We start from the raw sequence: 15,954 nt of genomic DNA, 5'->3' as shown, positions 1-15,954 counted from the left end.
AGGACACAATGAGAATGAATGCAAGTGAACTAACATCTAAATTATGGGGAATGGCCAATAAATTGCGTGGAACTATGGATGCGAGTGAGTATAAGAATTATATTTTACCCTTTATGTTTTACCGCTACTTATCAGAAAATCAAGATGCTTATGTGAGAACAAACCATTTAGAAGAATTTTATGAAGTGACAGATGCAGAGGAAAAAGAAGAGTACCTTGAAGAAATCTCAAGAGGGATTGGCTATGCGATTGATCCGGACTATGTTTGGAAAAAAATAGTCTCAAAAATTGAACATCATAAAATTAAGGCGAGTGATTTTCAGGATATGTTTGACTCTTTCAATACGAATACCAAGCGAAATCCCGGAGCTGCAGATGATTTTGCCAATGTATTTTCCGACATCAATCTGGGCGATACCCGTCTAGGATCGTCCACAAATGAACGTGCGAAAGCGCTAAATGATATTGTTTTGATGATTCATGAATTTGATTTCAAAGATGATTCTGGCAAGGACATTTTAGGAGATGTTTATGAATACCTGATTGGCCAATTTGCCGCAAGCGCTGGAAAAAAAGGAGGGGAGTTCTATACCCCCCACGAGGTCAGCAAGATCCTCGCCAAATTAGTCACTATGAATGCTAAAACCACAGAGGAGCAGTTTCGTGTGTATGACCCAACAATGGGGTCGGGGTCGCTTCTCCTAACAGTTCAAAAAGAATTACCAAATGGAAGTGAGGAAGGTTCCGTTGATTTTCATGGGCAGGAGTTGAATACAACGACCTACAATCTCGCCCGAATGAACTTGATGATGCACGGGGTTAATTATCGAAATATGAATCTAAAACGTGCAGATACCTTAGATGAAGATTGGCCTTTTACAGAAAAAGGTGGTATCCAAATCCCAGTAAAGTTTGACGCAGTTGTTGCCAATCCCCCCTATTCTCAAAATTGGGATATTAAAACAATCGATCGTGAAAAAGATACACGCTTTAGAGGTTTTGGTGTCGCTCCAGCTTCAAAAGCAGACTATGCCTTTATCTTGCATGGGTTGTACCACTTAGAAAAAACAGGAACAATGGCGATTGTCTTGCCCCATGGCGTGCTGTTTCGCGGTGCTTCAGAAGGGAAAATTCGCAAGAATATCCTCCAGGAGAATTTGCTAGATGCCGTGATTGGTCTACCTGCTAATCTTTTTTATGGCACCAGCATTCCAACCTGTGTGTTGGTCTTTAAGGGTCGTGAAGCACGTGGTCATCAAAAGGATATTTTATTTATTGACGCTTCCAGAGAATTTGAGAAAGGAAAAAATCAAAACAAACTCTCATCCGAAAATATTGACAAAATTATTGAAACCTATCGTAAGCGAGAAGATGTTGACAAGTATGCACATGTGGCAACATTGGATGAAATCAAAGAGAATGACTACAACTTAAACATTCCTCGCTATGTAGACACTTTTGAAGAGGAGGAGTTACCGCCATTATCAGAGGTAGCGCAAGACTTACAGCAAGTACAGGCAGAAATTGAAGAATCCTCACGGAAGCTATTTGAACTTCTCGGTTCACTCAAAGGCACCACAGATGAGGCGCAAGAAGAACTGACTAAATTTATCAACCTATTTGGGAAATAAGGGCACTAATAAGGAATAAGGGGCAAACGTTGCTCCTTTTAGACTGTAAAAAATCAAATATTATTTCCAAAAAAATAGACAAAATAATTAACTATTTCTAAAAAATTAAAAATAATTTCTATTTGACTTATAAGGCAGAGCCTTATTACAAGGTTGAGAAGGTGGGACACCAAAAGCACGAACCCATAAAATAACTGATTTATCCCTCCATTCTTCAGTTGCTCGACTAGCAAACAGCTAGCAACAGTACAAGAAAATCTGGCTGGGTGTTTTCCGTCTTTTCATAGATGTTCTTCGTGGTTTATTAAATAGAAGCCCTTTTACTCCTTCTGCATGCTTCCGTCAAGCTAATTCAGAGGAGTTTTGATATAATAGCATAAGAATGACGAGGTGAGAAAAGATGAAAAAAATCTTGATTGTAGATGACGAGAAGCCGATTTCAGATATTATTAAATTCAATATGACACGAGAGGGGTACGAGGTGGTGACGGCCTTTGATGGTCGTGAAGCCTTGGCGGTATTTGAAGCCGAATTTCCAGACATTGTGATTCTTGATTTGATGTTGCCAGAGATTGATGGTCTTGAAGTGGCTAGAACCATTCGGAAGACCAGCAATGTTCCTATTTTAATGCTGTCTGCTAAAGACAGCGAATTTGATAAGGTCATTGGTCTTGAAATTGGGGCAGATGACTATGTGACAAAGCCTTTTTCAAATCGAGAGTTACAGGCACGGGTCAAGGCCTTGTTGCGTCGCAGTGAGTTAGCTGAGACGCAGGCTGAGGTTGATACGGCTGGTACGCCTGAGATTAGTATTCGAGAGTTGGTGATTATTCCAGACGCCTTTGTGGCTAAAAAGCATGGCAAAGAATTGGAATTGACCCACCGTGAATTTGAGTTGCTCCACCATTTGGCCAAGCATTTGGGGCAGGTTATGACGCGGGAGCATTTGCTTGAGACTGTCTGGGGTTATGACTATTTTGGAGATGTGCGGACTGTCGATGTAACCGTTCGTCGTTTGCGTGAGAAGATTGAAGACACACCGAGCCGTCCAGAATATATCTTGACGCGGCGTGGTGTAGGGTATTATATAAAGGGAAATGATTAATCAACTACGATATTTAATAACGACTTCTGAGTTCTGGTTTGTCGTTATCTTGATTGGTTTTGTCATTGCCTTGACTGTCTTACTGATTGAAAATCACCGAGATAACCAGCAAATTAAAGAACTGAATAAAAAGGTCAAGCACTTGATTGAGCTAGACTATTCTGATGTCCTTGATATGCGGGGTAGTCCTGAAATTACAGAAATGGCCAATTCGCTCAATGATTTATCAGAGGTGATTAGACTGACCCATGATCATCTAGAGCAGGAAAAAAGGCGGCTATCCTCTATTCTCGCCTATATGAGTGATGGAGTAATGGCTGCTGACCGCATGGGACGGGTCATCATGGTCAATGAGACCGCACAAAAGCAGTTAGGGCTTGCTTCCAAGACGACTGAGCAGCGTGATTTGTTAGAAATACTAGGTATTGGTGAAGAGTATAGTTTTCGTGATCTGCTAGCACAGACACCTGAAATTGTCATCGAGCATGATAATGAAAACGGTGAATTTCTCACCTTACGGGCTAACTTTGCGACCATTCGCAGTGAGAGTGGCTTGATTTCAGGTCTCGTTGTTGTACTACACGATATGACAGAGCAGGCTAAGGAGGAGCGGGAGCGGCGCTTGTTCGTCTCAAATGTCAGCCATGAGTTGCGGACACCTCTGACATCTGTAAAATCTTATCTGGAGGCCCTTGATGATGGAGCTTTGACCGAGTCAGTCGCTCCTAGTTTTGTCAAGGTATCGCTCGATGAGACCAACCGCATGATGAGGATGATTTCTGATTTGTTGAGCCTGTCACGAATAGACAATCAAGTCAGTTCAGCTGACGTGGAGCTAATCAACTTCACAGCCTTTGTGACCTTTATTTTGAACCGTTTTGATCAGATGAAGAGCCAACAAAAAGTAGGGAAGGAATATGTCATTGTTCGGGATTATCAGATTACACCGATTTGGATTGAAATTGATACGGATAAGATGACTCAGGTGATTGACAATATTTTAAACAATGCCATTAAGTATTCGCCAGATGGTGGGAACATCACCTTTAGTATGAAGACGACAGAAACCCAGTTAATCGTCTCTATTTCTGATGAAGGATTGGGGATACCCAAGGCTGATTTGCCACGGATTTTTGATCGCTTTTATCGGGTGGATAAGGCTCGGTCACGAGCGCAAGGTGGCACAGGGCTTGGGCTTGCGATTGCCAAGGAGATTGTCAAACAGCACAAGGGCTTTATCTGGGCTAAGAGTGAGTATGGACATGGGTCCACTTTCACCATTGTGTTGCCATATATTAAGGATATGACAGCCGATGAGTGGGAGGAAGCAGAAGAGGAAGAATAGGAGTGTATGGGAGAAATAGGATTCCGATATAGTATTTTAGCCTCTGGTTCGAGTGGAAATTCCTTCTATTTGGAAACAGAGAAGAAAAAGATTTTAGTAGATGCAGGCTTGTCTGGAAAGAAAATTGCTAGTTTGTTAGCAGAAATTGACCGCAGGCCTGAGGATTTGGATGCCATTTTGGTCACGCATGAGCATAGTGACCATATCCATGGAATTGGTGTATTGGCTCGCAAATACGGTATGGACATCTATGCCAACGAAGCGACATGGCAGGCCATGGAGGGAAAACTAGGGACAATTTCTCTAGAACAAAAACATATTTTTGAACGAGGTGTGACCAAGACCTTTGGAGATTTGGATATTGAGAGTTTTGGGGTCAGCCATGATGCAGCTTGTCCGCAATTTTATCGCTTTATGAAAGATGATAAGAGTTTTGTTTTGTTGACGGATACAGGCTATGTTAGTGATCGCTTGGCAGGGATTGTGGAGAATGCAGATGGCTACTTGATTGAATCCAATCACGATGTGGAGATTTTACGGGCAGGTTCCTATTCGTGGAATCTCAAGCAGCGGATTTTGTCAGATAAGGGACATCTTTGCAATGAAGATGGGGCAGACGCAATGATTCGCTCCCTCGGTAATCGAACAAAGAAGATTTATCTGGGTCATCTCAGCAAGGAGAACAATATCAAGGAATTGGCCCACATGACCATGGTGAATCAACTGGCGCAGGCAGATTTGGGAGTGGGGATTGATTTTCAAATCTATGATACATCACCAGACACTGCAACCCCACTGACCACGATTTAATCGTATATTTAATCAAAATCAGAAATAGACAAGATACAAAGGGCGTGAAACAACTCCTAGACAAAATAGGAAATACGACGAAGAAGTCTCTGCTTATAGGAGTATTTATCTTTTTGTCAGCGAGTTGTAGCTCGAGTTCAATTCACCGAGACTCTTGACGACGTATCCTTTTGATTTTTAAAGAGTATAAAGTTTTTTTCCAGTCCATTTTGAGGATACTTCATTGAGTATAAACAGAAAAAATAAGCTCAATGTGATATAATAGAGAGGAATTTGTCTAGAATGAGGTTTTGAGAATGATGAAGAATGCACCTTCCCGTAAGGGGCGTGAGGATACTTTTATTCCCCATCGCTTGAATATTTTATTTGCCACTGTAATCGTCCTGTTTTCCATCTTGATTGCACGTCTGGCCTACATGCAAATTATTAACAAAGAATTTTATACGGACAAATTAGCGAAGAGTAGCCAAAAAGTCATTACGAATAGTTCTGTTCGTGGGCAGATTTATGATGCTAAGGGTGTCGCTTTGGTAGAAAATCAGGTAGAGCAGGTAGCCACTTTTACACGTTCTAATACCATAACAGCTCGCCAGATGAAAGAAATCGCAGCCAAGCTCTTACAATGGGTGAGCTTGACGGATGTAGATGTAACACCGCGGGAGCGGGCAGATTATTATCTGGCCGATCCAGAGGTCTATGCAGAAGTTGTGAAAAAATTGCCCAAGGATCAGCGACTGGACACAGATGGTAATAGCCTAGACGAGGCGGTGATTTACAACAATGCGGTCAAGAGTCTGACAGAGGAGCAGCTGGCTTATTCCGATGAGGAATTAAAGGTGGTGGATCTCTTTTCACAAATGAATGCAGCAGCTTATTTTGAAACGGTGAATTTGATGACGGATCCGCTGACAGCTGAACAGATTGCTATGATTGCGGCTAATGAAGAGGAGCTATCAGGTATTTCAACAGGGAGCAGTTGGAAACGGGTTGTCGGTGCAACTTCTCTAGCATCTATTATCGGAACAGTCACCACGCAACAAGCAGGTTTGCCTGAAGAAGACGCCAAGGAGTATCTGGCTAAAGGCTACTCACTCAATGATCGTGTAGGAACAGCTTATCTGGAGAAGCAGTACGAAGAAGTCCTGCAAGGGCAACGAGAGAAAAAGGAAATCAACCTCAACCGTAATGGGAATGTCGAGAGTATCACGACCATTCAGGAAGGTAGCAAGGGAAATAACGTAAAACTGACGATTGACCTGAACTTTCAAGATGGGGTCAACGCTATTTTAAGACGTCATTTTGATAATGAATTGGCAACAGGCAGTGCCCGTTATTCAGAAGGAATCTATGCTGTGGTGCTTGAACCTCAGACAGGGGCTGTCCTAGCCATGGCAGGATATAGCCATGATACCAAGACCAACGAGGTCAAGGAAAATGCTTTAGGAACAGTTACGAATACCTTTGTCCCAGGCTCTATTGTCAAGGCTGCCACTCTGACAGCAGGTTGGGAGAGTGGTGTGATTACAGGCAATCAAATATTGACAGATCAGCCGATTCAGTTCGCTGGTTCTGCCCCGATAAATTCTTGGTTTACTGCGTTTGGCAATCGCAATATCACGGCAGTTGAAGCCCTCCAATATTCCTCCAATACTTACATGGTTCAGATTGCCCTCAATATGATTGGACAACCCTATGTGCCTGGAATGATTTTGAGTGAGAATGAAACCCTCAACTCATCGATGGAAACATTACGTGCCAGTTTTGGTGAATATGGTCTAGGGGTTGCGACAGGGATTGATCTTCCGTTAGAATCCACTGGCTTTATTCCCAAAGATTATACGATATCAAATTATCTGACCAATGCCTTTGGACAGTTCGACAATTACACACCGATGCAGATGGCTCAGTACGCGGCTACAGTAGCAAACGGCGGTCGTCGTATTAGTCCCCACTTAGCAGAAGGTATCTATGCAAACAATGCCGAAGGTGGTCTAGGAGAGCTTATTGAAACCATCTCAGGAAAAGAAATGAATCAGGTCAATATCCCAGAGGAGGAGATGGCCCTGCTCCAACAAGGATTTTATATGGTGGTCAATGGTGGCAGTGGCTTTACGACAGGTAGAGATATTGCACAAGGAGCCAGTGTGCCTATTAGTGCCAAGACTGGTACGGCGGAGACATTTGTGACAACAGAGACAGGTCAAGTCTTGAATGCAGTCAATACCAATATCGTTTCCTATGCGCCAAGCTCTAATCCCAAGATAGCGGTAGCGGTCATTCTTCCGAATTTGACTGACCTTGATTCATCTACCAGCAAGCGCATCACGACAGAAATTATCAATCTCTATCAGACGCTTCATCCGATGAATTAGTAAGATGACCTCTTCTAGGAATATCATCTGGTTTTCTCGTCTCTTGTCATATTATTTCATGTAATATTTGTAGATAACTGGGATGAAGTTAGTCAAGGGGAGTTTGGCGGGAGAGTGAAGGAGAGCTGATAAGTGATAGTAGTTGGTGAAATCTCCGTCTGAAGACGGATGTTATCTTGCCCTGTTTTCGGTATACTGTAGTTAATCCTAAAATTTTTCATAATCTCCGAAAGAACCAGCCTACGGGTTGGTTGTTTTTATTGGGTATTACTTCTTCGAAGATAAAATCATTCATTTTCTCAAGAAATTGAAACAGAAAAAAGATGAATGAGTGGACATTCATCTTAAAAATATGCTATACTAGAAAGGCAGAGAAGTTAAGACGGTGGCTACTCACATTCTGAAAGAGAGGTGATGCCAATGGGCAATTCATCAAAATCTGACGGAAAGGAGGAGCTAGATTTGTCTACCTTCGAGGTTTTAACACTCATGTTTGTGGCTGGTAACTTTGTTATAGCTATCGTGAAGTTAGTCCTTGAATTGGGAAAAGCGACAAAGAAATAACCGTCTCAACTTTGGCACGTTGACGGTTATTCTTTAATAATTCAAGACATGCCACCGTCTTAAACGGTTCTGCATAGGGCGGTTGTTTGAGCAACTGCCTTTTTCTGTTATCATTGTATCTAAAATCATCTAAAATGTCAACAAAGTATATAAAAATATGATGTACTAGAAAGGCAGAAAAGTTAAGACGGTGCCTATTCACATTCTGAAAGAGAGGTGATGCCAATGGGCAATTCATCAAAATCTGACGGAAAGGAGGAAGCCTTAAGTTGACAACTTTTGAAGTCGTACAACTCATTTTTGGCTTGGGTAGTTTCACTATCGGGCTAGTTAGTTTGTGCTATAAAATCTTCAAAGATGACAATAAAAAATAACCGTCCATAACTTTAGCCGAGTGACGACGATTATTTTTAATCAAATTACAAAGCTACTATCTTAAACGGTTCTGTATAGGGTAGTTGTTTTCGCAACTGCTTTTTTTCATCTTCAGTATACTGAAAACTGGATAAACTGTCAAATATAATGGAGAAAATAAGAACAGTGGGTCACTATATGATTATCTAGCTTTCCTGTTTCTTGACTCAAACTTCTGTGGTCACTTTCTTATTTCTAGGTGACCAGTTGCAACAGTTCACTGAACTACTAAGGTCACTTTCTTATTTCTAGGTGACCAGTTACAACAGTTCACTGAACTACTAAGGTCACTTTCTTATTTCTAGGTGACCAGTTACAACAGTTCACTGAACTACTAAGGTCACTTTCTTATTTCTAGGTGACCAGTTACAACAGTTCACTGAACTGTTGTAATCCCCCGAGACTCTTGATAGCGTATCTTTTTGATTTTTAAAGAGTATAAAAGCTCTTGCTCCCCAACTTTAATACCGGCTAGCCCTCATTTCCTCTTTCATCAAGGGGTGAGTCATCTCTTGAACTCTATCATTCCTCCTCGATTAAGGAGGGATGATCAAATAATTGTGACGGGGTTCCTGTACGGTTCATTTTTATAGAATGTAGCCAACTTTTCTCGATGAGAAAAAGAGGAAAAGAATCCCTCTTTATCTCTTTTTATGGTATACTAATACAGACAAAATAGATGAATCCCTAAAATCTTGTGCAAACAGAAGGGTAGAAATTCGCTAGAATGGCAAACGAAATCGTGTTCAACTATTTCAACTACCTTTGGTTTCACTGTTTATTCAGATGTTGATTTTATAGACTATCAGATTATTTTACAGAAAGACAGAAAATAGAATTGTTATATCCTACACCTATAGCGAAATTGATTGAGAGCTATTCAAAGCTCCCTGGAATCGGAATTAAAACAGCGACCCGACTGGCCTTCTATACGATTGGTATGGAAGAAGATACGGTCAATGAATTTGCGAAAAATCTTTTAGCAGCCAAGCGTGATTTAGCCTATTGTCAGGCTTGTGGTAATCTTGCGGAAGAGGAGACCTGTGCGATTTGTCAAGATCAGACACGTGATCTGTCGACGATTTTAGTAGTGGAAGACAGCAGGGATGTTTCAGCCATGGAAAATATTCAGGAATACCACGGCTTATACCATGTTCTCCACGGGCTTATTTCCCCTATGAACGGAGTCGGTCCAGATGACATCAACCTCAAGAGTTTATTGACACGCTTAATGGAAAATGAGGTGACAGAAGTCATCATTGCAACCAATGCGACAGCAGATGGGGAAGCAACTTCTATGTATATTTCGCGAGTGTTAAAACCAGCTGGTATCAAGGTGACGCGTCTAGCTCGGGGCTTATCCGTTGGTTCTGATATTGAATATGCGGATGAAGTGACCCTCCTTCGAGCCATTGAAAATCGGACAGAACTATAGCCAGATTCATCGTGTATTATCAAGAAGATTCTATAGAAAGTTAGGGAAAAAATATGTCGAAAGAAACCATTATTCTCCTGTATGGCGGCCGTTCCGCTGAACGTGAAGTTTCAGTCTTATCTGCTGAGAGTGTCTTGCGAGCGATTAACTATGATAAGTTTTTTGTAAAGACTTACTTCATTACTCAAACTGGGGATTTTATTAAGACCCAGGAATTTGATAGCCCTCCAGCTGCCGATGAAAGCCTCATGACGAATCGGACGATTATTTCCAGTCAAGGTATTCGCCCGAGTGATATCTATGAGGAACATGCAGTAGTCTTTCCAGTGCTTCATGGACCGATGGGAGAGGATGGGTCAGTCCAAGGCTTCCTTGAGGTTTTGCGTTTGCCTTATGTAGGAACCAATGTCCTTGCCTCTAGTGTAGCGATGGATAAGATTATAACCAAGCAGGTGTTAGCCTCAGCAGGCATTCCCCAAGTGGCATTTGAAACGATTATTGAAGGGGAGGATATAGAAGCAAAAATCCAGATTGTAGAAGCCAATTTGACCTATCCTGTTTTTGTAAAGCCAGCTAATATGGGATCCAGTGTCGGAATTTCAAAGGCAGAAAATCAGGCTGACTTGCGTTCTGCTATTGAGCTGGCCTTCCGCTACGATAGTCGGCTTTTAGTGGAGCAGGGGGTTAATGCCCGTGAAATCGAGGTTGGATTGCTAGGGAATACAACTGTTCGCGCGACCCTGCCTGGTGAAGTGGTCAAGGATGTTGTTTTCTACGATTACGATGCTAAGTATATTGACAATAAGATTACCATGGCGATTCCAGCTGACATTTCCGCTGAGCATGCTGAGCAAATGCAGTCTTACGCCATCGCAGCCTTTCGTGCCATCGGGGGGAGTGGCCTATCCCGTTGCGATTTCTTCTTGACAGAAGAGGGTGATATTTTCCTTAACGAATTAAACACGATGCCAGGCTTTACCCAATGGTCAATGTATCCCCTCCTGTGGGATAATATGGGGCTTGCCTACCCTGATTTGATTGAAACATTGGTGACTTTAGCAAAAGAAACATTTGCCAAACGTGAGCAACATTTGATTTAGAGAGCTGAAATAGAAGTGTGGAAAGGGAAGGCCTTTCCACTTTTTTCATAGGCCAGATCTTGGCTACATGTCCTCTGTCTCTGATCCAAGCAGTCTCTAGCCTCTTTCATCCCATGAGCAAAACACTTGCAATTTATTCTCATAAGAACTAAAATAGTTCTCGTGAGAACATTAAGATGTGAGGGCGTTAAAAGGTCTAAGTGAAAATAGGAATTCTGACGCAGAGGGTTGCTGGGAGTTTGCTAAGGCAAACTTCTATTTCCCGCCTTCAAAGGTATACTATACCTTTGAAGCTAGGAAGAATTATCCCCAAAGGGATTCTCATCTGTAATTGGCTAAAGCCAAAACAGCTGCCTATCTTTTTCACACTGACCTTAGTCCGGACTCAATTACACAAGATACAAAACCCGTGAAAAACTCAAAGTGAAAATAGGATTGAAACAGTTTGGGGAACTGTTTCAACGGTCACCTAGAAACAAGAAAGTGACCACAGAAGCCTGAGCTGGGAAATAGGAAATTTTCCGAGTGAAAATCTCTGGTGGAGGTTTTCAGCTTATATCTTAAAAGTTAAGGTAAGATCATTGGACATAGGCGGAGAAACTAGAAAAGAGGATGTATGTTTTTAGCGATTGAAGAAATGCGCCAGAACAAGTTGCGCTATGGCTTGGTCTTGGGTTTATTGGTATTGATAGCCTACTTGGTCTTTTTCCTGACAGGACTGGCTTATGGATTGATGCAGCAGAATCGAACTGCGGTTGATAAATGGCAAGCGGATTCTATTTTATTGTCATCAGAGGCCAATAAATTGATGAATGCTTCACATATCGCTAAGGAGCTAGCTGATGATGTGGTAGCAGATGAGAAGGCACTTATCAAGCAACAAGTAGGTGCCGCTTGGGTTAAGGAAGAAGCCACTTCTGACGATAAGGAAAAAATAAGTGTATTTGCGATTGAAAGGGGAACTTTTCTAGTACCCAATATTATTGAGGGGCGTGTGTTTGAAAGGACACATGAAGTGGTCATTGACCAAACTCTCGGTGAAAAGGAAGGCTTTGAAATTGGCTCAACTGTCCACCTTTCTGTCCTTGATGAGCCAGTGACTATTGTCGGCTATACAGAGAATGCGGCCTTTGGAGTAGCGCCTGTTGTCTATATGGATAGTGAGGCTTTGGATACCACCACTAAGATTCCGGGCCAAGATAGTGTGACTTCAGTCAGTGCCATTGTCGTTCGTGGATCAGTAGCAAATTATCCGAAAGATAGTATGGAAAAGTTATCGGTGACTGATTTCATTGAACATCTGCCAGGTTATAAGGCTCAGAATGTGACCTTTGCCTTTATGATTGGTTTTTTGGTCGTCATTGCAGCGATTGTGATTGCCATCTTCACCTATGTATTGACTACGCAGAAGGCGCAGGTTTTTGGGTTGATGAAGATTCAAGGCTTGTCAAATGGCTTTATCTCAGCCAGTGTGGTAGCCCAAACCTTCTTACTATCAGGCATTGGAACCCTCATCGGTCTGGGGCTTACCTACCTGTCGTCGCTTGTCTTGCCTAGTGCCGTCCCATTTGAAAATAACTGGTTCTTTTACGGAGGCGTTAGTCTTGCCTTGGTATGCTTTGCCTTGATCGGTGCTAGCTTTTCTGTTCGCTCAATCTTTAAGGTTGATCCATTGCAAAATTTGTCCTAGGAGGAAGAAAGTGAATACCCTCGTATTTGAAAATATCAGTAAACAATTCAAGGATGGGGATCAGATTATTACGGCTCTTAAACCGACTAACTTTAGTGTGGAAGCAGGTGAATTTGTCGCTATTATCGGGCCGTCTGGATCTGGGAAAAGTACCTTTTTGACCTTGGCAGGAGGCTTACAAACTCCTTCTACTGGGCGAATAAGGATCAATCAAGCAGATTATTCTGCCTTGTCTGAAAAGAAGCGGTCCCAGCTTCGCTACAAGGATATTGGATTTGTCCTCCAATCATCCAATTTGATTCCTTTCTTGACAGTGGAAAAACAGTTGGAATTAGTGGATCGTGTGAACAAACAGTCCAACAAAGAAAAGCGGGCGGCCCTTCTGGCAGATTTGGATGTGGCACATTTGAAGGCAAAATTCCCGAAAGACCTATCTGGAGGGGAGCGCCAGCGAGTAGCCATTGCCCGTGCTTTATACAATGATCCAGCCCTTATTTTGGCAGATGAACCGACTGCGAGTTTGGATACGGAGCGTGCTATAGAGGTGGTGGATATCCTTGAAAAAGAGAGTAAGGAGCGTCATAAGTCAATCATCATGGTTACCCACGATTACCGTATGATTAAGCAGTGTGACAAGGTCTATGAGATGAAAGACGGTGTCCTAACTCAGGTTCGATAAGATACTTGGTCAAAAGTGTGATATAATAAAAAGAGCATTCGCTCTTTTTATTATACGGTAGAGGAGAATATCCACTTTGCCCCCTCAAGAATCGCTCAAAGCGATGATGGATAGTGTTCAAACACCTATAGTAGCATAAGAGCCCTTTGGGAGAAAATGATGAAATTAACAGTATATGAAGTCGCTCAGGTTGTTGGAGCGAAAAATGATGTATCAGTCTATGAGGATCGAACCCTACAAAAGGTTGAGTTTGATAGTCGGTTGATAGCCGAAGGAGACTTGTTTATTCCGCTGAAAGGGGCTAGGGATGGGCATGATTTTATTTCCCTTGCTGTTGAAAATGGCTGTGCAGTCACCCTTTCTGAAAAAGAGCAGGCTGTTCCTCACATTCTAGTGGATGATTGCCTGCGGGCCTTTCAAGATTTAGCGACCTATTATTTGGAGAAAATGCGGACAGAGGTCATTGCCATCACAGGATCAAACGGGAAGACAACAACCAAGGATATGATTCATGAAGTGTTGGCCACGACCTTTGCCACTTATAAGACCCAAGGAAATTATAATAATGAAATTGGTCTACCCTATACCATACTCCACATGCCAGATAATACAGAGAAATTGGTCCTAGAAATGGGGCAGGATCACTTGGGGGACATCCATCTCTTGTCAACAATCGCAAAACCAAGTCTTGCTGTGATTACCCTATTTGGTGAAGCACACTTGGCATTTTTTGACTCACGAGAGCAAATTGCACAAGGGAAGCTCCAAATTGCAGATGGTATGGCAGAAGATGCCATCTTACTGGTACCCAATGATCCGATTGCAGATGCTCATCTGCCTAGTCAGCAGCAATTGGTGAGTTTTGGTGAAGGGGGCGACTTGCAAGTAGTGAGCTTGGTTGAGGGCAAGGACAGTCTGACCTTTCAGGTAAATTTCATGGATGGCGATATTTTCCTACCTGTTACAGGTAAGTACAATGCAACAAATGCTATGCTAGCAAGTTATGTAGGAAAGTGCTTGGGCGTTCCAGATGTAGCGATTAGGGAAGCTCTCGCACATCTAAAACTGACCCGCAATCGAACAGAATGGAAAAAAGCAGGAAACGGAGCTGATATTTTAAGCGATGTCTACAATGCTAATCCGACAGCTATGCGCTTGATTTTAGAAACCTTTTCGACCATTCCTGCAAATGAAAACGGTAAGAAATTGGCTGTTTTGGCAGATATGAAAGAATTGGGGGAGCAGTCTGTTCACTTGCATCAAGAAATGATGAGCAGCCTCTCGCCTGCCTGCTTAGATAAGGTATTTTTCTATGGAAAAGATATTGAAGGTCTCGCCCGATTGGCCACTCAGATATTTCCACCAGATAGGGTATACTTCTTTAGAAAAGATGAAACAGAAGATCAATTTGACGAACTCCTTGCACATGTTGTAGCAAGCCTCAAGCCCCAGGATCAGATTTTACTCAAGGGGAGCAATTCCATGCGACTTGATGTGCTTGTTAGCGCCTTGGGGGCTACCTCCTAAGAATAAGGTGAAAGGAGCTAGTGATGAAAGAGTTTTTTAGCAATCATCCCAGTTTTCCGCCTGATGTAGGCCTTGCAGGGCATATTTTTCTCCTGTTTAGCCTGACGGTAGTAGTTGGTGGAGCATTTCAATATCATAGGAATCGGAAATGGCAACGGATCTTTAAAGGGATGCAAGTGATACAGCTACTCTTGCTCTATGGTTGGTACCTAGGTACTAGAGCGCCGATTTCTGTAGCCCTCCCCCTCTATCATTGTCGCTTGGCAATGTTTGTAGTACTACTGGCACCAGAGAAGTCTGTCTACAAGGAGTATTTTGCACTAATCGGTGTATTTGGCTCCATCTGCGCCTTAGTCTATCCAATTTTTGATCCCTTTCCTTTGGTTCATGTGACCATATTTTCCTTTATCGTTGGCCATTTGGCCCTTTTAGGGAATGCCTTGAATAGTCTGTTGCTTCAAGATTCTTACCGCTTGACCCCGAGAAAGATTACAGGGATGACCTTTGGTATCAATACCGTTATCTTATTAGTTGATGTGGTGACAGGTGGGGACTATGGTTTTTTAAGAGACTTGCCCTTGCTAGGGGATTTTGGCCTGATTTGGAACTATCTAATAGAGTCGCTCCTTTTTAGCGTGATTCTAACTGTTTTTTCAAAAATATTCCAAGCAGTGCAGCTATCTCGTCAGCAAGAAAATGAGCAGTATAAAAGGAGTTAGACAGCTCCTTTTTTGTGACTCTTATTTGAAAAATCCTGCTCTTTTGGTTATAATGAGAAGGATGTAGGGAGAGGACGAAATTGAGTAGTTGCTCCGCTATAGTCGTTCAGTTTTTATAGTCTTTTAGTTTGCTTTTAGTACTAGGCAACGAGCTGAAGGTTGGAAATCCTACTGACGATAGTCAGTGACAATCGTAGAGTACGGCAAAGTGAGTTCCAATCATCTGGGAGAGTGAAACAGTTCGGTGAACTGTTTCAGCCTGAGCCTAGAAATTTGAGAGCGAAGTGGGCAAGGTTGGAAATAGGGAAACGGAGTTTCTAACGACCACTTTTTTGATGAAAGGTGGTCGGCTGAAAACCTCCACTGGAGCTTTTCACTCGTCGAAGTAATAAAAGAGACGCAGCTGTTTCAGATTTAGTCAATTACAGCTGTGACTACCTTTAGGTATAAACTAAACGACTATATTTATGAGACCCTTACCTAACCTTGGCTATGCCTATGACTCGTTTTTACTCTATAAATCAAAACTGAAAGACTGATAGTTTCAAAGAGTTTGGAAAAGT

At 42.3% G+C, this 15,954-nt stretch carries 13 protein-coding genes; all 13 read left to right on the top strand.

Annotation, left to right across the window (positions count from 1 at the left end):
- Positions 1-14 precede the first annotated feature (14 nt).
- The 13 genes from BVE84_RS01435 (at position 15) to BVE84_RS01375 (ending at position 15,391) form a co-directional block, all read left to right on the top strand.
- Positions 15-1,631, top strand: a complete 1,617-nt coding sequence (locus tag BVE84_RS01435) for a type I restriction-modification system subunit M (RefSeq protein ID WP_076995480.1) — start codon at positions 15-17, stop codon at positions 1,629-1,631.
- A gap of 400 nt (positions 1,632-2,031) precedes the next feature.
- The gene (gene yycF, locus BVE84_RS01430) at positions 2,032-2,736 is read left to right on the top strand and encodes a response regulator YycF (protein ID WP_076995307.1); all 705 of its coding nucleotides are present in this window, start codon (positions 2,032-2,034) and stop codon (positions 2,734-2,736) included.
- On the top strand, positions 2,729-4,081 hold the full coding sequence (vicK, locus tag BVE84_RS01425; RefSeq protein WP_076995306.1) for a cell wall metabolism sensor histidine kinase VicK: 1,353 nt from the start codon (positions 2,729-2,731) through the stop codon (positions 4,079-4,081). The genes yycF and vicK overlap by 8 nt, the downstream gene beginning before the upstream one ends.
- Before the next feature lie 6 nt (positions 4,082-4,087).
- Complete coding sequence (locus BVE84_RS01420) at positions 4,088-4,891, top strand: MBL fold metallo-hydrolase (protein WP_076995305.1); 804 nt, start codon at positions 4,088-4,090, stop codon at positions 4,889-4,891.
- Between the two features lie 296 nt (positions 4,892-5,187).
- Positions 5,188-7,263: a penicillin-binding protein PBP2B gene (gene pbp2b / locus BVE84_RS01415; RefSeq protein WP_076995304.1), complete on the top strand. Its 2,076-nt coding sequence runs from the start codon at positions 5,188-5,190 to the stop codon at positions 7,261-7,263.
- A gap of 420 nt (positions 7,264-7,683) precedes the next feature.
- Positions 7,684-7,827, top strand: coding sequence for a putative holin-like toxin (locus BVE84_RS01410; protein ID WP_076995479.1), 144 nt, complete (start codon positions 7,684-7,686; stop codon positions 7,825-7,827).
- A 269-nt stretch (positions 7,828-8,096) separates the two neighbouring features.
- Positions 8,097-8,201, top strand: a complete 105-nt coding sequence (locus BVE84_RS01405; RefSeq protein ID WP_076995303.1) for a putative holin-like toxin — start codon at positions 8,097-8,099, stop codon at positions 8,199-8,201.
- Between the two features lie 878 nt (positions 8,202-9,079).
- A complete protein-coding gene (gene recR, locus BVE84_RS01400; RefSeq protein ID WP_076995302.1) occupies positions 9,080-9,676 on the top strand; it encodes a recombination mediator RecR in 597 nt (198 codons plus the stop codon).
- A gap of 53 nt (positions 9,677-9,729) precedes the next feature.
- The gene (locus tag BVE84_RS01395) at positions 9,730-10,776 is read left to right on the top strand and encodes a D-alanine--D-alanine ligase (protein WP_076995301.1); all 1,047 of its coding nucleotides are present in this window, start codon (positions 9,730-9,732) and stop codon (positions 10,774-10,776) included.
- A 616-nt stretch (positions 10,777-11,392) separates the two neighbouring features.
- The gene (locus tag BVE84_RS01390) at positions 11,393-12,466 is read left to right on the top strand and encodes an ABC transporter permease (RefSeq protein WP_076995300.1); all 1,074 of its coding nucleotides are present in this window, start codon (positions 11,393-11,395) and stop codon (positions 12,464-12,466) included.
- Positions 12,467-12,476: 10 nt separating this feature from the next.
- The gene (locus BVE84_RS01385; RefSeq protein WP_076995299.1) at positions 12,477-13,145 is read left to right on the top strand and encodes an ABC transporter ATP-binding protein; all 669 of its coding nucleotides are present in this window, start codon (positions 12,477-12,479) and stop codon (positions 13,143-13,145) included.
- A gap of 159 nt (positions 13,146-13,304) precedes the next feature.
- On the top strand, positions 13,305-14,672 hold the full coding sequence (locus BVE84_RS01380) for a UDP-N-acetylmuramoyl-tripeptide--D-alanyl-D-alanine ligase (RefSeq protein WP_076995298.1): 1,368 nt from the start codon (positions 13,305-13,307) through the stop codon (positions 14,670-14,672).
- Between the two features lie 23 nt (positions 14,673-14,695).
- Entirely contained in the window at positions 14,696-15,391 is a 696-nt protein-coding gene (locus tag BVE84_RS01375) for a YwaF family protein (protein ID WP_076995297.1), read from the top strand.
- The last annotated feature ends 563 nt before the right edge of the window (positions 15,392-15,954 follow it).

The organism is Streptococcus azizii, assembly GCF_001984715.1.
GTDB lineage: Bacteria > Bacillota > Bacilli > Lactobacillales > Streptococcaceae > Streptococcus > Streptococcus azizii.
The sequence above is the reverse complement of the archived record's forward strand: the minus strand, read 5'-3'. Positions and strand labels throughout refer to the sequence as shown.